General features: G+C 69.1%; 15 protein-coding genes and 1 pseudogene. 8 read left to right on the top strand and 8 right to left on the bottom strand.

Going from position 1 to position 21,712, the window contains the following annotated elements:
- Positions 1 to 154: 154 nt before the first annotated feature.
- Positions 155 to 934, top strand: a complete 780-nt coding sequence (locus tag ACFWBB_RS23130) for a hypothetical protein (RefSeq protein WP_385275542.1) — start codon at positions 155 to 157, stop codon at positions 932 to 934.
- A 637-nt stretch (positions 935 to 1,571) separates the two neighbouring features.
- On the opposite strand, the gene ACFWBB_RS23125 is transcribed toward ACFWBB_RS23130, so the two are convergent.
- The 5 genes and pseudogenes from ACFWBB_RS23125 to ACFWBB_RS23105 all read right to left on the bottom strand — a co-directional run bounded on the left by ACFWBB_RS23125 (position 1,572) and on the right by ACFWBB_RS23105 (position 9,585).
- A complete protein-coding gene (locus ACFWBB_RS23125; RefSeq protein ID WP_385275539.1) occupies positions 1,572 to 4,499 on the bottom strand; it encodes an NACHT domain-containing protein in 2,928 nt (975 codons plus the stop codon).
- Positions 4,500 to 5,521: 1,022 nt separating this feature from the next.
- A complete protein-coding gene (locus tag ACFWBB_RS23120; protein WP_385275536.1) occupies positions 5,522 to 6,457 on the bottom strand; it encodes an NADP-dependent oxidoreductase in 936 nt (311 codons plus the stop codon).
- Positions 6,458 to 6,481: 24 nt separating this feature from the next.
- Entirely contained in the window at positions 6,482 to 8,068 is a 1,587-nt protein-coding gene (locus tag ACFWBB_RS23115; RefSeq protein WP_385275533.1) for a Na+/H+ antiporter, read from the bottom strand.
- Between the two features lie 34 nt (positions 8,069 to 8,102).
- On the bottom strand, positions 8,103 to 8,474 hold the full coding sequence (locus tag ACFWBB_RS23110; protein WP_385275530.1) for a DUF2255 family protein: 372 nt from the start codon (positions 8,472 to 8,474) through the stop codon (positions 8,103 to 8,105).
- 95 nt (positions 8,475 to 8,569) lie between these two features.
- Positions 8,570 to 9,585, bottom strand: a pseudogene (locus ACFWBB_RS23105) (zinc-dependent alcohol dehydrogenase family protein).
- Positions 9,586 to 10,341: 756 nt separating this feature from the next.
- Here ACFWBB_RS23105 and ACFWBB_RS23100 point away from each other — a divergent pair.
- The 5 genes from ACFWBB_RS23100 (at position 10,342) to ACFWBB_RS23080 (ending at position 13,452) form a co-directional block, all read left to right on the top strand.
- Positions 10,342 to 10,941 (top strand): flavodoxin family protein, encoded by a 600-nt coding sequence (locus ACFWBB_RS23100; RefSeq protein ID WP_385275527.1) that lies wholly within the window; start codon positions 10,342 to 10,344, stop codon positions 10,939 to 10,941.
- A 45-nt stretch (positions 10,942 to 10,986) separates the two neighbouring features.
- On the top strand, positions 10,987 to 11,376 hold the full coding sequence (locus tag ACFWBB_RS23095) for a nuclear transport factor 2 family protein (protein ID WP_327314882.1): 390 nt from the start codon (positions 10,987 to 10,989) through the stop codon (positions 11,374 to 11,376).
- Positions 11,377 to 11,402: 26 nt separating this feature from the next.
- Positions 11,403 to 12,104: a type 1 glutamine amidotransferase domain-containing protein gene (locus ACFWBB_RS23090; RefSeq protein ID WP_385275523.1), complete on the top strand. Its 702-nt coding sequence runs from the start codon at positions 11,403 to 11,405 to the stop codon at positions 12,102 to 12,104.
- 36 nt (positions 12,105 to 12,140) lie between these two features.
- Positions 12,141 to 12,479: a hypothetical protein gene (locus ACFWBB_RS23085; RefSeq protein WP_385275520.1), complete on the top strand. Its 339-nt coding sequence runs from the start codon at positions 12,141 to 12,143 to the stop codon at positions 12,477 to 12,479.
- Between the two features lie 103 nt (positions 12,480 to 12,582).
- Positions 12,583 to 13,452 (top strand): helix-turn-helix transcriptional regulator, encoded by an 870-nt coding sequence (locus tag ACFWBB_RS23080; RefSeq protein WP_385275517.1) that lies wholly within the window; start codon positions 12,583 to 12,585, stop codon positions 13,450 to 13,452.
- Between the two features lie 1,093 nt (positions 13,453 to 14,545).
- Here ACFWBB_RS23080 and ACFWBB_RS23075 read toward each other — a convergent pair.
- A complete protein-coding gene (locus ACFWBB_RS23075) occupies positions 14,546 to 17,017 on the bottom strand; it encodes a SpoIIE family protein phosphatase (RefSeq protein WP_385275514.1) in 2,472 nt (823 codons plus the stop codon).
- Between the two features lie 157 nt (positions 17,018 to 17,174).
- Here ACFWBB_RS23075 and ACFWBB_RS23070 point away from each other — a divergent pair, with 157 nt between their 5' ends.
- The gene (locus tag ACFWBB_RS23070; RefSeq protein ID WP_385275511.1) at positions 17,175 to 18,638 is read left to right on the top strand and encodes an aldehyde dehydrogenase family protein; all 1,464 of its coding nucleotides are present in this window, start codon (positions 17,175 to 17,177) and stop codon (positions 18,636 to 18,638) included.
- A 259-nt stretch (positions 18,639 to 18,897) separates the two neighbouring features.
- On the opposite strand, the gene ACFWBB_RS23065 is transcribed toward ACFWBB_RS23070, so the two are convergent.
- Positions 18,898 to 19,692, bottom strand: a complete 795-nt coding sequence (locus ACFWBB_RS23065) for a DUF4232 domain-containing protein (protein WP_385275508.1) — start codon at positions 19,690 to 19,692, stop codon at positions 18,898 to 18,900.
- Between the two features lie 579 nt (positions 19,693 to 20,271).
- Positions 20,272 to 20,718, bottom strand: coding sequence for a hypothetical protein (locus ACFWBB_RS23060; protein ID WP_385275505.1), 447 nt, complete (start codon positions 20,716 to 20,718; stop codon positions 20,272 to 20,274).
- Between the two features lie 264 nt (positions 20,719 to 20,982).
- On the opposite strand from ACFWBB_RS23060, the gene ACFWBB_RS23055 reads away from it, so the two are divergent.
- A partial coding sequence (locus tag ACFWBB_RS23055; protein WP_385275502.1) for a sensor histidine kinase occupies positions 20,983 to 21,712 on the top strand: 730 nt, incomplete at its 3' end.

Below are 21,712 nucleotides of genomic sequence, written 5' to 3'. Positions count from 1 at the left end.
ACCAGCGGGGGGGGCCCCCCCCCCCCTTGGTGGCGGGGCCCCCCCGCCCGGCAGGCCCTGTGCCGGCTCGGCGCCCTCCGCAGAGCTCTGTGGTCTCGCCGCCCGGTGCGGCATGGGCCACTGACACTTCCGACAGCAGAAAGCACATTCTTCGATGACCACCACACAGCCCCTACGCACCGAGCGCAGCGGTCCGCAGACCGCTTCCGTCGTGACCGACCTGCCGTTCAAGCCTCAGCTCGTCAAAGCGGTGTTCAGGGACGTGACCTCGTTGCACGTCTCCCGGCCGGCCGCGTGGGCCGCCGCGTCGGTGACGCGGACCGTGCTGGCGGAGATCATCGACGGCGCGAGAAGCGCGGCGGCCGAGGAGGCCAGGAAGAGGCTGATTCCCAAGGACCTCATCTCGGCGATCGACCGGAACGTCGAGGTGGAGGTGGGATCGGCGTGGTACTTGCACAGCCCGACCTTCCACGGCCTGATGGGCGAGGTGCGCAACGCCGATGGTGCGCTCGTGTCTCTTCGTGAGCGCCGCGGGGCGCGTACACCGAGTGGTGTGGCTGGCGCCCACCGGTTCGAGGCCGGGGTGAGAAGGCTGCTGAGGAGCCGGGGGGTGAGGGCCGTCCCGGCGATGGTCCGCGACCTGGACGGAATCGCGAGCGTGTTCCTGACGGCCCTGGCCCGGGACGCGGCCAAGGTCGTCCGCGAGGCCGGGGTCAAGCGGTTCGGGACGGTCAGTCTGGTGGTGCCGGGCGAGCCAGCCCCGGCCCCGCTGCTCAAGGACCCCCTCCTCGCCCTGTCCACCCGCCGCGGGGACGGGCGGACTGTCGGCGGGGACGACGTCCTGGCCGCCGTCACGATGCAGCTGTTCGGCGATCTCAGACAACGCGCCACCACCGAGGCAGCCGAGATGACACGGAACACGTCGGCCAACTGATCGGGCCCGCCGCTGCGCTCTGCCCACTGCGCACGGTTCCCACGTGTGCGGCTCCCGGAATCCGCCGCCCACATTCGGCTCCGGTCGGCTCGCGAGAACGGGCTCGTCGCATGGGCGCGGACCGCCGGCCGCAGGCACCCCACGGGGAAGACCTCCCTTGAATGGCCGTGTTGAGGACGCGTTGAGGACACAAGGACAGGAACAGACCGACAAAGATCAGCTGATCCCAACGCTGAAGAGCGCGTCTGACCTGCAAGAACGCCATGGATCGGCGTAGAGACGCAAGGGCCGCCAAGATCCTCGAAGGACTCATAATCCGTCGGCCGTGGGTTCGAGTCCGACCCGCCCCACCTGCGCAGGCTCTTGACCTGCGGAAACGTTCCTCGTCGAAGGCGGAAACGCCAACTTGGGCTGAACGGACTGAATCCGCTGCTCGCGAGTTCGGTTTCTCGTGGGTGCCATGCCGCTCGGAAGCACGTCGATGGCTTTGACCAGCAGTGGAGCAGGCGGGAAGGCTGGTGTCGGCCTCTGGGGCAGTTGGCACCCGGGCTCGGTGTCTGGGATCCAGGGACCGGACAGGGACCGAGGCGGCGCTGACGGGTCGCGTGAGTGGGATCCAGGAGGCGGCACTCACTTCTCATTTGTTGGCTGTGGGCCCGTCGCCCGCAGCGCGTTCGGCGTGCTGGTGGTTGGATGCGGTGGCCAGTTGCTCCTGCAGTCTGGCGTGCCGGAATTGGTACACCGCGCCGGCCTGCCGCAGTACCCCCCGGGTGTGGGCTTCGTCGAGGAAGGCCATGAGGCGCCAGGGCAGTCGGCTGGTTCCGCACAGCCACAGGCGGGCCGTCAGTAGCCAGCCCCAGGCGCTCAGAACTAGGGCGAGCGGCCCGGCCAGTCCCCAGATGATCAGCGCGTAGTAGGTACTGTTCGGCAGTTTCAAGAGCGTGACCAGAAATGCGGTCGTGATGATGCCGAAGTAGAAGACGATGATGCTTCTGGCGGCTGCGGTTGTGCGGTCGCTGCGCAGGCTGGCGAGTGGGCTGAGGGAGCGTGTGATGTCGACGGGGGCGATCAGCCAGCGGTGCAAAACGGCTGCGATGCCGCTGATCAGTCCGATGGCGAGGCCTGCCCACAAGCCGAACGTTGCGGCGTCGCCGAACAGGTGGCCAGGGCTGCCCGCGTACAGCCATTGTTCAGTTCGTGAGGGCAGTTCGTTCTCGAAGTCGTATTCGTCGACGAGGGTGCCACTGGGCAACTTCACCTGCTCGCCGTCGTACTTGCCGCGACGAAGGCGCATCTCGACGGGACCGTAAAAGGGTGTGCATCGTGTCTGGCCGGTGCAGATGTCCTTGGTTGACGAAGCGGTGCCCGCGTACGGGCTGCCGTCGGGGTCCTGGGCGATGATGCCGTGGACCGAGCCGGGAGTTCGGACGAATTTGCTTCCGTCCGGAAGCCAGCCGTGCCACCAGCCGTTTGGCGTGACGGCGTAGTGGGTGCCGTCGGGCAGGGTGTGCGGCACGGCGCCCACGGGGTAGGTGCCCTGCCTGTCGGCCCTGATGGCCAGTACGGTCGCCTCGGTCAGGCCGAAAGTGACGCCGAGACAGAGTCCCGCGACCAAGCCTGCGGCCACGCCCCGGCCCAAGGCCCGGCTGACGCGGCGACGTGGACGGCCGCCCTGGGCGGGTACGCGGACACCTATCGCCGGGGCCTGCGGATTGACCCGCCGGGCACGTACGCCCAGCAGCCCGGAGAGCACGCCGAGGCCGGTCGCGGCGGCGAGCGTGATGAGAAGTGCGGTCGGAGCCCAGAGAGTAAAGGCATTCTGGGTCCCGAACCCAAAGGCGAAAACTGCTGCGGTCAGGCAAGCGGCGCAGCCGAAGAGCAGAAGGGTCACCGTGCTCAGGGTGCGACGAAGGGAGGAAGACGTCTGTCGGCTTCGTCCGAAGGAGCCAGTGGAGGGCAGCGGTGCGCCGGTAATGCCAATGACGGCCAGGATCATGGCGGTGGCCAGGCCTGCGGTCATCGCCATGGCTGCGGGATTGAGCCATCCGTCCGCTGTGGGCTGGAAGGAGCCGTCGGGGAAGCTGAGGCCCCCGGTCCAACCGACAACGACTCCAAGACAAGCAGCAATTGCCAAGGCCCGGATGTGTTCAGGTGGGATTCGCCGTTGGTCCCCCGGCGGTTGTTGGGCTGTTGGCTTCCGGCCGTGTGACAGGACCAGGTAGCCGATGCTGATGCCGGCCAGGATGGCGGCTGTCACGACGGGCACCATGTGGCCTGTCGTTTCTACCACGGCGAGGCTGGTCGCCATGGCCAGGCTTCCCAGGAGCAGGATGGGGCCGAGGGTGCGCAGTGGCGATGGCAGGGCCAGGCGCAGTTGCCACCATGCAAGGTCGCGGGTGTGGAGTCGTTCCAGGTGGGCTGCGAGGAAGCCGAGCCAACGGCAGGCCCGGTCAGGGTCGGGGGCGTCGCGGAAGGCCGCGGGCACGAATGCTTCAAGCAGGTGCTGTTCCAAGGTGACGGGGTCGCTGAAGCGCGGATCGAGCAGTTCCGCGGGGTCTGCTGTGGTCTCGCCGTATACCGAGCGCGCCATCGCCACCATCAGCGGTGTCCCCAGGACCTGACGCAACGCGCGACCGGGCAAATCGTTGGGGTGGGCGCGGACGCGGGCGAGCAATGGGTCCCAACGTGTCGTGCGCTGCCCGTCAGTGCCCCGAACAGGGCGGGCGGTGCGGATCAGATAGGCGCCTGCGTCATCGAAGGACAGAGGCTGGAGCTCGGCTACCGCGGCTGCGGTGAACACGTCGCCGGTCTCGACTTCGTCGGCGTATACCTGGGTGCGACAGGTCAGGAGGATGGGGCTGCCGGGATCGAGTTCCGCGTTCAGCCGGTGCACGGCCTGTGCCCGCAGGGGCTCGGGGATCTCATCCAGACCGTCGAGGACGGGAAGCACCCGGCCCGCGGCCAGGAGTTCGCCGCCCCATGTGGCCCCAGGGTAGGTGGCCGCCAGGAAGGCCGTCATCCAGCCGCGCAGGCTTTCGCGGTCCGGCCGCCATCCGGAAAGCGAGAAGATCACCGGCACGGTTTCGCCGGGCTGCCGGTCTTGCAGGACATCGAGTGTGAAGCGCACCGCCAAGACGGTCTTGCCGCTTCCGGGGCCGCCGAGAACGACCAGCCGCCTGGACGGTACGCGGTTGAAGACCATCGTGATGTGCTCCAAGCGGCCGTCCAGCACCGTCCGGTCATCGGCGTTGTCCCAATGGTCGGCCAGCCAAGGCTCCGCAAGCGTCCAGGACACCTGCAAGGGCTCCGGGTCCTGCAGCCGCCGCAGCCGCCACTCCGCCTGCCACTGTTCCCTGACGGCAACCGCCAGCTGATCGCAGTAGCGGTCCAGCCGCTCGGCGGACGTCGGGCCGGTGCCGTTCGCCGAGCTGTTGCGGAACGCATTGACCGCCAGGCCCGTCACGGACACCCCGAAACCGAGCACCGACGTCAATGTTTCGGGCTTACCGAGCCCCCCGTCATGTGCTGTCACGGCGAATACCACACCAGTGACGATCACCGCCATCACCCAAATGCCATGCCGCCAATACCGCATCATGCAGCCCCCGTTGCGGCCCGTCACGTCACTCGGAGAATACGCTCTGTCACGACATGTAATGAGAGACGCGCCGCGGAGGTGGCCGTACAGGCGACGGCGATGAGAATCTCGAACTGAACGCGGCGGCACCCTCGCAATGAGAGCGCAGCACCTTCGCCGGTAAGGGAATCCGCTGCGCCACGGTTCGACCCAGTCCGTGGAGCTGGAGTGACGCGCAGGCTTCCGTACCGGCAGGCCCTTCAGGGAGCGGTAGGGACCACAGAGGGACCGCAAGGACACGAACCAGCCGACAAGGACCGCGCAAGGCTGACACAGGCGCACACTGCTGACCTGCGAAAACGGCGTGAATCGGCACTGATCGGCAAGGACCGCCAAGATCCTCGAAGGACTCATAATCCGTCGGCCGTGGGTTCGAGTCCCACCCGCCCCACCTGCGCAGGCTCTTGACCTGCGGAAACGTTCCTCGTGAGGTGTCGGAGCGTCAACTTTCGCTCACCTGCGGCGGAGTAGGTGTTCGAGGTTCCCGCTCGCGGTTCGGGTGGCCGCCCTGAGGGCTGGTGCCAAGACCCAGGGGCCGTACAGGGGCCGGGACGGCGCAGCAGTGGGCAGACCGACGGTGTCTCGGGGTCGATTCGTTGTCCCATTTGATGGTTGCGCGGCTGGGGCAGCCATCCACAGGGCGGCCGGTTGAGTACCGGGACGGCGGCGGAGGCAGCGCAGATACCGGCGCGGCGGGTGCGCGGACGCGGGTCGGGCGACGTCGGGCTGCCGCCTGTGCTGTGGAGAGCCTGGCGCTGCTGAGAGAGCGTCCCGGCAACGGCCGAGGGAGCGAGGAAACGGCCCGAGGAAGAAACGGCCCCGATGGGTTGCGCGACCCTCTCGATGTGGACCCGTCGGTGTGGCCGGGGACGCCGGCTGGGCAGCAGCTGTCTCGGGGGGAGCCGAAGCCGCCACCCTCCCGGCCCGCGACCACCCGGACTTCCGGATGCTCAGAAGCTGAGCACCACGCGTCCCCGGAGGCCGCCCACCTCCAGCAGCCGGTGTGCTTGGGGGGCCTGTTCGGCCCGCAGGGCCCGTGCGACCCGCGGGGTAAGGCTGCCTTCCTCCGCCAGTTGGCGGAGGCGGTCGAGCTTGGCATGTTCGCGTGCGTACCGGGGCACGAACGCGTGTCGGGTCTCGATGCCGCGCTCACCGGGCACTTCGACGCCGCCGACCGACGAGGCCACCCGGCCACCGTCGCGGACCGCGCGGATGGCGAGGCCGGCGACGCCCGCGGTGTCGACGAGTCCGTCAACACCGTCAGGTATCTCCCCGCACACCAGCTCCGGGAACTCGGTACCGCGAGGCAGGACCACGTCAGCCCCGAGCTCCTTCACCAGTGCCTCGTCCTTCGGCGCCGCGTCGGAGATCACCCGGAGCCCGTCGGCCTTGGCCATCTGGACGGCGTAGCCGCCGACCGCGCCGGCCGCTCCCGTGACCGCCACGGTGGCGCCTGCGGGAAGCTCCAGCAGGTCCAGCGCCATACGGGCCGTCAGCCCGTTCATCGGCAGCGTGGCGGCCTCGACATCGGTCGCGCCCGCCGGTACGCGAACCACCGACTCGGCGGGGACGACCAGGTGCTCGGCGTAGGCTCCGTGCGTCCCGGAGACGACCACGACGGCCATGACATGGTCACCGGCCCTGAGATCGGTGCCGGTTCCCTCCCCGATCTGCTCGACCACGCCGGCCGCGTCCATCCCGGGAACGTAGGGCGGCTCGGCGTCGGAGACGAAGGCGATTCCCCGGCGCACCAACGTGTCGACGGGGTTGACCGTCGCAGCGTGCACCCGGATCCGGATCTCGCCCGGCCCGGCCTCGGGGGCCGGAAGGTCCAGGACCCGCAGTACGTCGGGTCCGCCGAATTCAGTCAGGCCTATGGCCTTCATGGGAAGTCCTTCCTCAGAGATGAGTCATTCGACCGCCGCGCCTCCCGACAGGCGGATCTCTTCGCTGTCGAGAGCGGCCTGCTGGCGGCGCAGTACGGTGTCGTCGATCCGGCGCTCGTCGCGCAGCCGTACGACGGTGGCGCGTTTGTTGGCGATGAGGGCCAGGCGCAGCGCGAGGTAGTCCTGGTGCTGGAGCACCGCGGGGTCGTCGTGGGCGCCCGCGCTCCGGGCCCGGACGGACGCCAGGTGGGCCTCGTACTCCTGCCGCAGCCACTCGACGATCTTCGGATCGCTCCGCAGGCCGGCGGCGAGTCGGGGCATCGCCTTGATCGCCTCTTCGATGGCGGTGGTCTCGGCGAGGTCGTGTTCGTCGTCGACCGAGGTGTCGGGTGGCAGCTTCGCCCAGCGCACCGCCACCGGCAGCAGCAGGCCTTGCACCACCAGCGTCACGAGGATGACGCCGGAGGTGACGAAGACGATGAAGCTGCGGTCGGGGAACGGCTCGCCCGAGTCGAGTGTCTGCGGCACCGAGAGCATCATCGCGAGCGAGACCGCGCCCCGGAAGCCGGCCAGCCCGCTGACCACCCGGGTCCGGTGTCCTACGCGGAGCATGCGTTGCCGGGGGCGGCGGTCGAGCGCGCGGATGAGGTAGGTGGAGGCGTACAGGAACGCGAAGCGCACGGCGACGAGTACCACGCAGATGACACCGACCGCGATCAGCGCGTCCCGGAGGTCGGCGCGGCCCAGGTCGCGGACGGCGTATTGCAGTTCCACCCCCACCAGGACGAACAGCGCCCCGTTGATGATGAAGGTGGCCAGCGGCCAGAACGCCAGTGCCTGCGTGCGGTGTTCGGCCTGGATGATGCGCGGGGCGACCTGGGACATGATCAGACCGCTGACGACCACCGCGAGGACGCCGGAGGCTTCGATGAGTTCGGCGAGCAGGTAGGCGGTGAAGGGCGCCATGATCATGACCAGGTTGCCCAGCAGGGGATCGGTCAGGCGGCTCCGCAGGTTCATGTTGACCCACGCGACCGCCACGCCTACTGCGGCTCCGCCACCGTAGGCGAGCAGGAACAGCCCGCCGACGTGCGGGACGCTCAGGTGTTCCTCGCCGATCGTGATGCCGACGGCAAGACCGTAGACGACCAGGGCCGTGCCGTCGTTGACCAGGCTCTCCGCGCGCAGGACGGTGACCTGGCGGCGCGGCAGGGAGCGGGCCAGGACACCGACCGCCGTCGCGTCCGTGGGCGCCATGGCCGCGCCGAGCACCCACGCCGGCCCCCACGGCAGCCCGAGGGCGTGCCCGGCCGCGGCGACGGCCCAGGCCGTGAGGATGACGAGTACGGTGCTCAGCTGCAGGATGCCGCGCAGGTTGGTGCGGATCTCCCGCAGGGAGGTGGTCAGGCTCTCCCAGTACAGCAGGACCGGAAGGAAGAGCAACAGCACGACTTCCGGGGGTAGTTGCGCCTCCCGCATCGCCGGGACGAACCCCAGGAGCACACCCGTCATGAGGAGGACGACCGGCGGGGCGATGCCGAGGCGCTGTCCCACGGCGTTGCCCACCAGCACGGCCACCCCCAGGACCACGACGAGTTCGAGACCGAGCAAGGTGCTTCTCCTGGAGGGGTGAAAGAGCTGCCGTTCAGCGGGGTACGAGTTTCAGGGTCGTGTCTCGCGACGCCACCATGGGATTGACGTAACTCGCTCCGTACCGGCCGTACTTGGCGCGGTAGGCGGTGTCGATGCGGTCGTTCACGCCGGGGTCGGTGACCTTGACGAAAGTGACGTCCTTGTCGACGCCGCCGGAGTGGATACGGCCCTCGTGGCGGGCCCGGGCCGCGCGGTACCAGGCGCCGGCGCTGCCGTGGAAGGAGCGGACGTAGAGGTCGTCGCCGTCGCGGACCACCCAGATCGGCACGGGTGTGCGCGGCGTTCCGTCGCTGCGCGAGGGGGCGATCCGAAGTTCCTCGGCGTGCCCGATCCGGGTCAGCTCGTCGTTCGTCCAGGTCGTCATGGGCTTGCCTCCTCTGCGACTGGTCAGTGGGGTGTGCTCTCGTGGGGGTGAGCGCGGCTGGGGCAGCTCACGCGCACGAGGCGGCGGGTCAGGGGTTACGGCGTGAGGAGGGTCTTGATGGCGCGGCGTTCGTCCATGGCCTTGTAGCCTTCGGCGACCTGGTCGAGGGGGAGCGTGAGGTCGAACATCTGCCGGGGTTGATGCGGCCGGACAGGACGCGGTCGATGAGGTCGGGCAGGTAGCGGCGTACGGGGGCGGGGCCGCCGCGCAGGCCGACGTGGGAGAAGAAGAGTTCCTGGCCGTCGACCGCCACCTCGTGCGGGACGCCGACGAAGCCGACGTTGCCGCCGGGGCGGGTCGAGTGCAGGGCCTGCCGCATCGACTCGGGGGTGCCGACGCACTCCAGAACCGAGTCGGCGCCGATGCCGCCGGTGAGGTCCTTGACGCGGGCGATGCCTTCGTCGCCGCGTTCGCTGACGATGTCGGTGGCGCCGAACTCGAGGGCGAGCTTCTGCCGGGAGGCGTGGCGGCTCATGGCGATGATCCGCTCGGCGCCGAGTTCCCTGGCGGCGATGACGCCGCACAGGCCGACCGCTCCGTCGCCGACTACGACAGCTGTCGAGCCGGGCTTGACCTCGGAGGCGAGGGCGGCGTACCAGCCGGTGCCCATCACGTCGGAGACGGCGAGCAGGCCGGGCACGAACTCGGCGTCCGGGTGCTCGTCGGTGGCGACGAGGGTGCCGTGGGCGTTGGGGATGCGTACGTAGTCGGCCTGACAGGTGCTCATGAACTCGCGGTGCAGGCAGTTGGACTGCCAGCCGTTGCGGCAGTTGGCGCAGGTGTTGTCCGAGGTGGCGAAGGAGCCGACGACGAACTGGCCCGGCTTGACATCGGTGACCTCGCTGCCGACCTCCTCGACGATGCCGACGTACTCGTGGCCCATGGGGTGGGGTTCGGTGACGGGTTCCGCGCCGCGGTAGGGCCACAGGTCAGAGCCGCACACACAGGTGGCGACCGTACGGATGATCGCGTCCGTCGACTTGACGATCCTGGGCTCGGGGACGTCCTCCACCCGGATGTCACCGGGGGCGTGGATCACAGTTGCTCGCATGTCTTTTCTCCTGATGCGTTTCTCGGGTGGGGGGGCGCGCGCGTGGGGGGTCTTCGCGCCGGTGGGTGGCCCTTTCCGGTCGGCGGCCGTTTCAGGAGTTCCATCGTGATTCTCTTCGTGCGTTGCTGTGGTGCTGCTGGTTGGGCAGCGGTGTCACCCGGGCGTGCCGGATTCCTCGATGATGGCCCATGGGGTATACGGAAGCGTCGACGGCGTGTGAAAAACCAATGCCGGTCTCTCGCTCTGTCACCGCTCGGAGGGCCCGTACGCAGGAGAATTCCACCTCAAAGCAGAAGTATCCAGGGACAAAACCTTCCTACCCAGCCAAGTGGCGGACAGCGCACACTGTCCAGTAGGAGCAGCAGTGCGCACCCTAAGGAGCTGGGCCAGTTCTGAAGGCCCGCCGGGCCGAGCTCGGCCCCCGCGTCGTCGGTCTGCCCGTGACCCGACCGGCGCAGGCGCGTGGCGGTCCTGGGCAGGGATGAGGTGGCCGTGCCGGACGACTCCGAGTCCGACACCGTCAACTGACGGGTGGGGTCTCCTTTCGCGCGTACAAAGAATTGACGGAAGGATCCCGGTGTAAATGTCCACTGGGGTTTCCGGCGTGCCATCTCGTTCCTTCCTCTTGGCCCGGAACGGATCCCGGTCAGGAACGGATCCCGACCAGGGACAGATCCTTCCTACCTTCGTCGCCGAATTGCGTGCCATGCTTCCAGAGCACGATTCGCGCAATCCTTTTCGAGGAGTAATACCGCAATGTCTTCCACCTCCCGCCCCACGGTCGCAGTCGCGTTCCACTCCGGCTACGGCCACACCGCTGTCATGGCCGAGGCCGTGGCGCGCGGTGCCGCGGCAGCCGGTGCCGAGGTGATCTCCATCCCCGTGGACACGATCACCGACGAGCAGTGGGCGCAGTTGGACGCCGCCGACGCGATCATCTTCGGTGCCCCCACCTACATGGGCACCGCCTCCGCCGCCTTCCACACCTTCGCCGAGGCCAGCAGCAAACGCTGGTACACCCAGACCTGGGCCGACAAGATAGCCGCCGGCTTCACCAACTCCGGTGCCAAGAACGGCGACAAGTCCTCGACCCTGGGCTACTTCTTCACCATGGCCGCCCAGCACGGCATGCACTGGGTCAGCCTCGGCGTGCAGCCGGGCTGGGCGTCCACCGAAGGCAGCGAGGACGACATCAACCGTCTGGGCTACTTCGTCGGCGCAGGTGCCCAGACCCCGGTCGACGCCGGCCCGGAGGCCGTTCACAAGTCCGACATCGCCACCGCCGAGGGCCTCGGTACCCGCGTCGCGCAGCAGACCGCGTTCTTCCGCGCCGGCCGCGCCACCCTCGCCGCTTGAACCCGAGAACCGACCCGCAAGCCTGACCCGAAATGGAGCAGCATCATGTCCGACTCCCCGAACGTCGCTCTCGTCCGTCGGCTCTACGACTCCGGCATGGCTCCGGACGTGGCCGCCGAGGTCATCGACCCCGACGTCGTCTGGGACATCACCCCCGGCTTCCCGTACGGCGGCGTCTACAAGACCTGGGCGAGTGCCGGGGCCGACTTCTTTGGCCGACTCGCGCCCGAATTCAGCTCCTTCGGCGCGGTGGCCGAGGAGTTCTACGGCTCCGGTGACCACGTCTTCGTCCGCGGCCATTACCACGCCGTGTCCAAGTCCGGCCTGGAGTCGGACGCGCGCTTCATCCACCTGTGGACGGTCGGTGGCGGCAAGCTCACCCGCCTGATTCAGGCCGCCGACAGCCACGTCGTCCAGCAGGCCGCGAACGGCTGACCGCACTCACTTCCAGGGAGAAACCCATGGCGAAGATCCTCTTCCTCGTCACCGCCGCCGACCACTGGACCCTGGCCGACGGATTCGAGCAGCCGTCCGGCTTCTGGGCCGAGGAGGCCATCGGTCCGTACGGCGTCTTCAAGGAGGCCGGCTACGAGATCGTCGCGGCCACCCCGGGCGGCGTCCCGCCGACCGCCGACGCGCTCAGCCTGACGCCCGACTTCAACGGCGGCGAGGAGGGCGCCGAGCAGATGAAGACCGCCCTGCGCGAGGCCACCGAACTGGCGAACCCGATCCGCATCGAGGACGTCCGGCTCGACGACTATGACGCCGTCTTCGTCCCCGGCGGGTGGGGCCCGATGGAGGACCTGTCCGACGACCCCGCGGCCGGCACGCTGCTGACCGACTGGCTCGCCTCCGGCAAGATCGTGTCGCTCGTGTGCCACGGCCCGGCCGCCCTGCTGTCCACCGTGGACGCCGACGGCAAGTCCCCCTTCGCCGGCTACCGCCTGACCGGGCTGTCCAACTCCGAGGAGATCCAGAACGGTCTCGCCGACCGGGCGAAGTGGCTGCTCCAGGACCGTCTCGTCGCGGACGTGGGCGCGGAATACCACAAGGGCGAGGAGAACTTCGCCCCCCACCTCGAGGTGGACCGCACCCTCATCACCGGCCAGAACCCCGCCTCGGCCGTCCCGCTCGCCCGGGAAGTCGTCAAGGCCCTGGGCTGACACCCCGCACCGCCGCTCAAAGAAGAGGTAGTACCGATGGACAGCAACGTGATCCTCCCCAGCGTGGGGCAGACCTGGCTGGCGGACCTCGGCCCGGACACGCCGCTCGGCCACTTCACGGTGGAGATCACCTTCGACTCGGCGACCCAGGTCACCTTCGAGGTGACAGGCGGTGCCATCGAGGGCCGGAAGCAGACAATGGAGTACACCACCACCCAGCTCTGCGACGGCCTGTACGTCGTGCGCTGGACCGAACCCGACGCCGGTGACCACGTCACTCACATCGAGGACTACACCGAGGGGACCTGCATGGCCAGCTCCGTCATCGGTGGCGAGTTCGTCCAACTCCATGGAAAGTGGAGCCGCGTCCGCTGAACCCGTGGTGACGGCCGCAGGTCGCGCGTCATCCTGGCGGTGAGGCTTCCAGGGACAGATCTCTCCCCCTGACAACACTGCTCCGCGATGTCAGGGTGATGGCATGAACCGCGATCCTCACCGCCATGATCTGGGGGAATTCCTCAAGGCACGCCGTGCCGAGCTCGACCCGGCCGCCGTCGGCCTGCCCGACGGCGGCCCGCGTCGCGTCGCGGGCCTGCGCCGTGAGGAGATCGCCGTATTGGCGGCCATCAGCACCGACTACTACGCCCGCCTCGAACAGGGCCGAATCCAGCCCTCGCCGTCCGTGCTGGACTCCCTGGCCCGGGTGCTGCACCTGGACGACGACCAGCGCGCCTACCTGTACGAGCTCGCGGCCAAGGACGAATACCGCCCGCACCGCCGACAGCCGCGCGCCAGGATCCAGCCCCAGTTGCAGCGCATGCTCGACGACATGGCGCACACCCCCGCCTTCGTGATCGGACCGCGCACCGAGATCGTCGCCTGGAACGCCATGGGCGCCGCCCTGATCACCGACTTCGCGAAGATCCCCGAGAAGCAGCGGTACTACATAAGACTCCTCATCACCGATCCCAGGATGCGTGAGCTGTACGCGGACTGGGAGGGCGTCACCCGGCTCGCCATCGCCCAGATGCGGATGCACAACACGAACAACCCCGGGGACGCGCAGCTCGCCGCTCTGGTCGGCGAACTCTCGGTCCGGGACGACCAGTTCCGTCGGTGGTGGGGCGCTCACAACGTCGCCGTCCGGGACACCGGGACCAAGCACCTGCGCCACCCCGTGGTCGGAGACCTGCATCTCGACTGGAACGCCGTCACCTGGGCGGCAGGCCCTGACCTGCAGATCATCGTGTGGACCGCAGAATCCGGCACTCCGACCCACGACAGCCTGCGCCTGCTGGCGTCCTGGGCCGCCGAGCCCAGCCACACGACCAGCGGCAGCTCCGCCTGACCGTCCCCGGTTTCCCTCCGAGAAATGGGAGAGTCCTTTCTCCTACGCAGCGCGCATCCAGGAAAAGGCTCTCCCTTCTTCACTCGGTGCTGGAGGCCATCCCCCGGGTGCCGAGGCCGAACCCCATCGGGGGCGGTGTGTCTTCGGCTGACCCACCGGGCCCGACCGGCGGAGAGCATGCCCACGTCGTGTGATCGAACCCTTGCGCGGCATGTGCGCCGCTGCCCCCGACCCTGACACACTGCTGAGGAGATGGCCGGCGAGCCGCCCATCCGCGACGAGTACCTGATCGTCGACGGGGGTGCTCTGGCCGGCACCGGCGACTCCTATTCGGTCACCCACTGACGCGAACTGCGGCGGCCACACCGGCGCACGCAGAGGTGCGGTCGGTGTGACCGCACGCGGGTGCGGCATAGTCCCAGCTCGCGACGAATTGCTACGGAGGCTCCGCCCCTACTGGGTGCGGAGCCTCTGCGCGGTGGAAGGGGAATCCGCTGTGTGGGGGTTCTGTCCCGTTGGCTGGACTGGGCGGACGCGGCTGTTGCTGCAGAAGCTGTCTAACTCATCGGCCCCCAGGGGCCATTGAGGGGCTACAGGGACAGGAACAGACCAACAAGCACTGCACAGGGCTGACACAGACAAGCACTGCACGGGGCTGACACGGATCGGCACGTCTGACCTGCAAGAATGGCGTGAATCGGCAATGATCGGCAAGGGCCGCCAAGATCCTCAAAGGACTCATAATCCGTCGGCCGTGGGTTCGAGTCCCACCCGCCCCACCTGCGCAGGCTCCTGACCTGCGGAAACGTTCTTTTTTGGGTGCCGGATCGTCAACTCTGCCTCTACGGGCTGAATCCGCTGCTCGTGAGTCCAACGGCATTTGTCTGTGCCGGTCTTGCGGTTGCGCTGACCTGCGCAGGTGGTTCGCCCACCGCCGGATTCCGAGCCGGCGGCGGGGCCGTGGTCGGTTCACCGTGGACACCTCCCCGGCAGAGGGGCGGTACTTGCTGAGCGACGACGTGCCGGGGTTCCGGTGGCGTCACCGCCGGCTCCACCCAGCCGCGCCGTCACAGCGGCAGGACTGCCGCACCGATCAGTCCGTCCTCGTCGACGGTGAGGAACGCGGGATGGAGAGGGCCTGTTCGGCCCAGATCGTCTTGCCGGTGTACGTCTGGCGGGTGCCCCAGCCCTGGGTGAGCTGGGCGACGAGGAGCAGGCCGCGGCCGCCCTCGTCGAAGGTGCGGGCGCGGCGCAGGTGGGGGGCGGTGTTGCTGGCGTCGGAGACCTCGCAGATGAGGTTGCGGTCGAGGATGAGCCGGAGCTGGATGGGGGCGCCGCCGTAGCGGATGGCGTTGGTGACGAGTTCGCTGACAACCAGTTCGGTGACGAAGGCGGCCTCGTCCAGGCCCCAGGCGTCCAACTGCCGGGTGGCCTTCTTACGCACCTCGGTGACCGCTGAGGGATCGGGCGGCACGTCCCAGGTGGCGACATGGGCCGCGTCCAAGGCGCAGGTGCGGGCTATCAGCAGCGCCACGTCATCGGTGGGGTGGTCCGGGAGAAGTGCCTGGAGCACGGTGTCGCAGGTGCTCTCCAACGACTGAGCCGGCCGGGCCAGCACCTTGCGCAGCAGGTCGAGGCCTTGGTCGATGTCGCGGCCACGGGCCTCGATGAGGCCGTCGGTGAACAGCGCGAGGAGGCTGCCTTCGGGCAGCTCGATCTCGGCGACTTCGAAGGGCAGGCCGCCCAGCCCCAGCGGCGGGCCGGCAGGGATGTCGGGGAATTCCACGGCGCCGTCCGGGGTCACCAGCGCGGGTACGGGGTGGCCCGCGCGAGCCAGTGTGCAGCGCCGGGAGACCGGGTCGTAGACGGCGTACAGGCAGGTCGCGCCGATGTCGCCGACGGTGTCGGCCGCGCTTTCGCCCTCGGCGGACATGCGGATGACGATGTCGTCCAGGTGGGTCAGCAGTTCGTCGGGCGGGAGGTCGACATCGGCAAGGGTGCGCACGGCGGTACGCAGTCGTCCCATGGCGGCCGAGGCCTGGATGCCGTGGCCGACGACGTCGCCGACGACGAGCGCGACCCGGGTGCCGGACAACGGGATCACGTCGAACCAGTCGCCGCCGACGCCGGCCTGCGTGCTGGCGGGGAGGTAGCGGGAGGCGACGTCGACGGCGGCCTGCGGGGGCAGCCGTTGCGGCAGGAGACTGCTTTGCAGGGTGAGGGAGGTGAGGCGCTCGCGGGTGTAGCGGCGGGCGTTGTCGATACAGACGGCGGCCCTGGCGGTGATCTCCTCGCCCAGCAGCAGGTCGTCCCGCTCGAAGGGTTCCGGGCGGCGGTGGCGGGAGAAAGTCGCCACGCCGAGGGTGATGCCGCGGGCGCGCATCGGCACGGCCAGCACCGAGTGGAAGCCGAAGCGTCGCATCTGCTCAGCCCGGTCCGGGGCCTGCCTCGCCACCTGGTCGATCACGGGAACGGTCACGTTCTCGATCAGCGGCCGGCCGGTGGTCAGGCACCTGGCCGCGGTCGACTCGTCCGGGTAGGCGGCCACCGTTCCGAGGCTCACCACGACCTCGGGGCAGCCTTCCAGGACGGACTGGTAGGCGACACGGCGCAGCATGACGGGGCTGGGCGGCGAGCCGGCGAGTGGGTCGTCGCCGCCTTCGATGGCGGGAAGCAGGTCGACGGTGACGAAGTCCGCGAGGTGCGGGATGGCCACATCGGCGAGTTCCTGTGCGGTCCGGGCGAGGTCCAGGGTGCTGCCGATGCGGATGCTGGCCTCGTTGAGCAGGGCCAGGCGCCCTCGGGCCAGGTGCTCCTCGGTCACGTCGTGTGCGGAAAGGAGCACTCCCCGTATCGTCCCCTCGGCGTCCCGCACGGGGGTGAGCGACGTTGTCCAGACGCTCTCGCTCTCTTGGCCCGCAAGGTGCAGGGACTGCTGTAGATGCTGCTGTTCGCCGGTCTCCAGGGCCCGCCGCATGCACTGTTCCGTCCGGTCGCTCTCCGGATCGACCACGATCTCCGATACGCGCAGCCCCTGCATCGCCGCTTCGGGCAGGCCGATCACCCGCTCCATGTTTGCGTTCGCCCGCCGCAGCCGCAGGCCGGTGTCGTACAGCGCCGTGGTGAACGGGGACCCGGTGAACGCGCACAGCACCAGCGCGTCGTCCTGGAGCGGCGACGACGGCCGGGCCAGGGGGGAGACCAGGAGCCACTCGCCGCCCTCCTTGTCCTCGCCGTCGGGCGGCCGGCGGTGGGCGAGCAGGTTCACTGCGAGGCGGTGGCCGTCCCGGTGCAGGAGAGTGGCCGTCCCGTTCCACCTCGGCAGCGTCTTCAGGGAGCGCAGCGTCTCGGCGGGCGGCTCCCCGGGGAGCAGCGATGCGGCGGGCCGGCCGATGACCTCAGCGGACCGGTATCCGAGCAGCCGCCGTGCTCCCTCGCTCCACCCGGTCACGATGCCGTGCGGATCCATGCAGGCCCTGGCCGTGGCCGACTCGTCGATGGGGTCGTCCGGCCGCCACGCCGCCCGGTCGTCGCCGGCGGTGTCAGAACCCGTCATCGCGTTCATCCGCCCTCACCTCGGTCTTTCCACTGTGTGTCCCGGCCCGGCCACACGAGCAACCGACGGGGAGTGGTTGGACATATATGCTCAATAAGGCCATAAGCGTTAAAGAGATACCAATGTGAAAAGAGATACCAATGTATCGGGGCTGGAGCGGCGTGCCATGACGTCCACCGGCGAGGAGACGTGGCCGGACGTGGCCGAATGGACCGGGAAGATCTACAGCGGCGGTTGGCGGCAGTCCGAGGGCGGAGTTCAGCAGGTGAACGAACCTGCCACGGGAGAGCGGCTGGCGGAGGTGGGTGTGGCAGTGCCCGCGGATGTCGCCCGGGCCGGGGCCATGGCAGCCCGGGCTCAGCGGGCCTGGGCCGAGACGGCACCCCAGCAGCGTGCCGAGGTCCTGCTCCGCGCCGCCCGGGCACTGAGCGACAACAGCGCGGCGATACGCGAGTGGATCGTCAGGGAGTCCGCAGGCGTCCCGGCGAAGGGCGACTACGAGATCGCGGCCGGACTCAGCCAGCTGGCACAGGCCGCCGGACTCGCATCGCTGCCCCGCGGCGAAATCCTGAGCCCGTCGGCACCTGGCCAGACCAGTTACGCATGGCGGGTGCCGCTGGGGGTGGTCGGCGTCATCAATCCCTGGAACGCCCCCCTGCTGTTCGCCATGCGGGCCCTGGCGCCCGCGCTCGTGCTGGGCAACGCCGTCCTGCTCAAGCCCGATCCCCACACACCGGTGTCCGGCGGTGTCGTCGTGGCGCGGCTGTTCGAGGAGGCCGGACTGCCCGAGGGGCTGCTCCATGTCCTGCCCGGAGGCCCCGGCACCGGTGAGGCGGTCGTGGCTGATCCCCACGTCGCCATGGTCGTGTTCACCGGCTCCACCGAGGCGGGACGGGCGGTCGCCCGCGCCGCGGCCGACGGGCTCAAGCGGGTGGCCCTGGAACTGGGCGGCAAGAACTCGATCGTCGTGCTCGACGACGCGGACATCGACTCCGCCGCGGCAGCCGGGGCGATGAGTTCCTTCGGCTATCAGGGGCAGGCCTGCGTCGCCGCCGGACGTCATCTGGTGCACGCCGACTTCGTGGAGCCCTACACCGAGGCACTGATCAGGCAGGCCAAGGAACTGCGGGTCGGCGACCCCCGGGAGGAGGGTGTGGCCCTCGGCCCTGTGATCAGCGAGCGCCAGGCCGCGAGGATCGAACGCATCGTGGACGAGAGCGTGGCCGCCGGTGCACGGTTGCTGGCAGGCGGCCGCCGCGACGGGCTGTTCTACCCGCCCACCGTGCTGGACCACGTCGATCGGACCATGCCCGCCTTCACCGAGGAGATCTTCGGGCCTGTCGCCCCCGTCGTCGCGTTCCGTACCGACCAGGAGGCCGTCGAGATCGCCAACGACACCGAGTACGGCCTGACGGCGGCTGTGCACTCCCGTTCGGCGTCGCGGGCCGCGGTCATCGCCGAGCAGTTGCGCACCGGCATGGTGCACCTCAACGACGTGTCTGCCAAGGACGCCGCGAACGCCCCCTTCGGCGGGATGGGAGCATCCGGCAACGGCTCCCGCATCGGTGGCACTGCCAACCTGGAGCAGTTCACCCAATGGCGCTGGATGACGGTCCAACGTTCCGCGTGATTGCGCGGTGACGATTGACCACCCACAGGGCGACTCGCGGTCGGAGCAATCGCCAGGAACTGCGGATCGGTTCGGATGGGCGGCCATCCCGGCCGACCACGAGCGAGGGCCGCGAGCGCCGGCGGCCCGGGTGTTTCTGGCTGTGCGGGGCGGTGTCGGGACGCGGTGTCCTCGGTCGAGGGGCAGACCGAGGACACCGCAAGCCGCAGGCCGTGGTCGCGCGACCTGTTGGAGGCCAGGAGCGGTCTTCGGGCGAGGGTCAGTTGCCGCCGGCGGCCTTGAACATGTAGTTCTCGGCCTTCTCACGGCTGACGTTCCAGTACGAGACCGCGGGATTGTCGTCGATGTTCAGGAAGTCGGCCTCGTCGGGCAGCGGGACCTCGATCGGCCCGCTGTCCGGATCGGCGTTGGAGACGCGGCCCTGGAGGCTGACGGTCATCGTCTCCACGGCCTCGGTCGGCGCACCGGTACGGAAGAGGAGCATGCCCGCGTACGCCTTCTTGCCCGGCCCGATCTTGACTGCCTTCATCTCGGACTCCATCGGGCCGACCTGATCCTCGCGACCGTTGTCGAAGCGGACGATCGGGTAGCGGTAGAGAGTGCATTCCTTGTCGCCGGTGTTGGTGGCCGTGAGGAGGAGGTGCCGGACCGAGTCATGTGGGTAGAGCGTCGTGGCGACCGAGATGTTCGCGTCGCTGCAGGCGGTGGCGCTCTCGCCGACGGTGCCGCTCGACCCACCGGAGTTCCCCGAGCCGCCGCTCGAGTCCTGCGAGCTGCCACCCGTGCCGGCGCCCCCGCCGGGCTGAGTGGAGGCGGTAGCGCTCGGGGTCGTGCCCCCGCCGCCGGGCTGAGTGGAGACGGTCGCGCTCGAGGCCGTGCCCCCGCCGCCGGGCTGGGTGGAGACGGCCGCGCTCGGGGTGGCGGGCGGGGTGATGGTGCCCGTGCCGTTGTTCGTGGCGCCCGGCTCGCAGGCCGTGGCGGAGAGGAGGGCGGTGAGGGCCGCGGCTCCCAGGGCGTAGGTCTTCCAGCTCTTGTGCGCAATACGCATGGTCATCCCCCGTGTGCAGTCATGTGGTCCGAATGCGCGACCAACCAATGTGATGATGCGACGAGGAGATCGCCCAACTCCCGTTTTCGCGTAGCCGTGACGGCACGCAGACATGGAGGGCGGGCTTCTCCTTCGCCGCCTCAGGGCCTGCCCCGAGATTCCTCCAGCCGGACGGTGGCGGGCGGTTCGCTTCGCGGGGTCGTCAGGGTCGTCAGGGTCGTCAGGGTCGTCCGGGTCAATGGGTCCCCAAGGCCTGCGGGGCCACGAAGTTTCCGGACAGGCGCCCAAGAATTCGGCGCCACCCAGTAAAAAATGCTCGCCGGAGTTCCGTGAGGAAGCCGTCCAGATCGCCTTGAGGTCAAGCAAGACGATCTCGAAGTCCATGCCGAGCACGCGAAGTTGCGAATGGTCGCGTGAAATAGACGGTCGGACGCCTGTCCGGGAAACGCGCCGCCCCTCACCAGAGCGTGTATTGCCGAGCGCGTTCGAGCAGGTACCGAGTGGTCGCGCCACCCTTGCCGCCCCCTCACGTCTGAACCGCACAGATCACGGGGGAAGGCCCCGCTGGGGCTTCCCCCGTGACGTTCAGAGGAAGACCCAGGACCCGGTCGCGGTACCGCCGCCGCTTCGGTTCTCCTGAATGGCCCAGGCGTAGATCGGTTCGCTCTGGGTCCACGCGAGATTCCCGAAGAGTGCGTACTGGCCGCACGATTGGGTCGTGTGCCAGCCGCCGTACTGCTCGCCGCTGGGCGTGCTGGTGATGAGGCGGATACGCGCGCTGGTCACACCCTTGTTGCAGGGGAATCTCACCGACATGGCACCGGAGAGGTGCTTTTTGGAGGCGGAGTCGGTGAACGTGCCGCTTCCGCACACGTAGCTGTCGCAGTAGTCGCTTCGTCCGGTGAAGGACGGGGCGATGGCTGCCGGCACAACGCCGGCCCGCGCGCCGTGCGGCGCCGACGGGGCTGCGGAAGCCGGAGTGGCTGTGGCGAAACCGCCCAGGGCGATCACGCAGCCGGTCACCGCGGTCATCGTTCGGATCCTCGATCTGAACACTTTGGGTTTCCTTCCCTCGGTGTTGCGGACCACGCGGCCCATCGCGGCTCACCACATGGTGGGGAGCTGCGATGCCGTGGGGCCGCCGGTAGAGGGAAAGCTAGCTGGAAGGGCCGTTCCCTCTCGCCCAACCATGGGTTGAACTGCGCCTGCAACCATGGTGGTTGGCGGTGTACAACCTGGGGTGTAGCTGTGGTGGAAAGCGCGGTGGAGCGATCGCTCGGAGCCTACGCTCGGACGATGTTGGCGCAGCGCATGTGGAGCGGGGCGGTTCGCCAGGCCTTCCCGCAGGTGGCGGACATCGTCTACGCGGCGGTGTCGGTCTGGATCTCGAGCACCGCGCTGCGCAACCTGCCCGACCCGCACGGCTACTGGCGGCAAGCCGACGTATGGGCCTACGTACTGATCGCCCTGGTCTACCTTCCGCTGGCCGCGCGCCGCAGGGCTCCCCTGACCGTGTTCATCGGCACGGCGGCCTGCGTGCTGTGTTACTTCACCCTGGCCTACTACCACGTGGTCGTTGTCAGTGGACTGGGCCTGGCGCTCTACACCGTCGCGGCGCGGTGCCCGCGCAGGGTCGCTGCGAAGTGCGCCGCCGCGTCGCTGCTGGTGCTGCTGTGGGGCGCGCGGCTCGCCGAGCCCGGGAGCGGCCCCTTCAGTGTGGCCTTCGTGACCGTGATGGTCGCCGTCACCTGGGTGACCGGCGACCGGTCCCGCCGGCTCGCGGAGCGCGGCGAGCGCCTCGCGGTGCTGACCGGGCAACTGCGCCTGGAGCAGGAGGAGAAGGCGCAGCGGGCCGTCATGGCCGAGCGCATGAAGATAGCCCGTGAACTGCACGATGTGATCGCCCACCACGTGTCCGTGATCTCCGTCCAGACCGGCCTGGCCGGATATGTCTTCACCTCCGATCCGGGGACGGCCCGCGAGGCGCTGAAGACCATCGCGGGCAGCGCCCACGAGGCCATGGCGG

The sequence above is a fragment of the Streptomyces sp. NPDC060000 genome (assembly GCF_042737375.1).
Lineage (GTDB): Bacteria > Actinomycetota > Actinomycetes > Streptomycetales > Streptomycetaceae > Streptomyces.
This window is presented reverse-complemented; position numbering and strand designations above follow the sequence as displayed.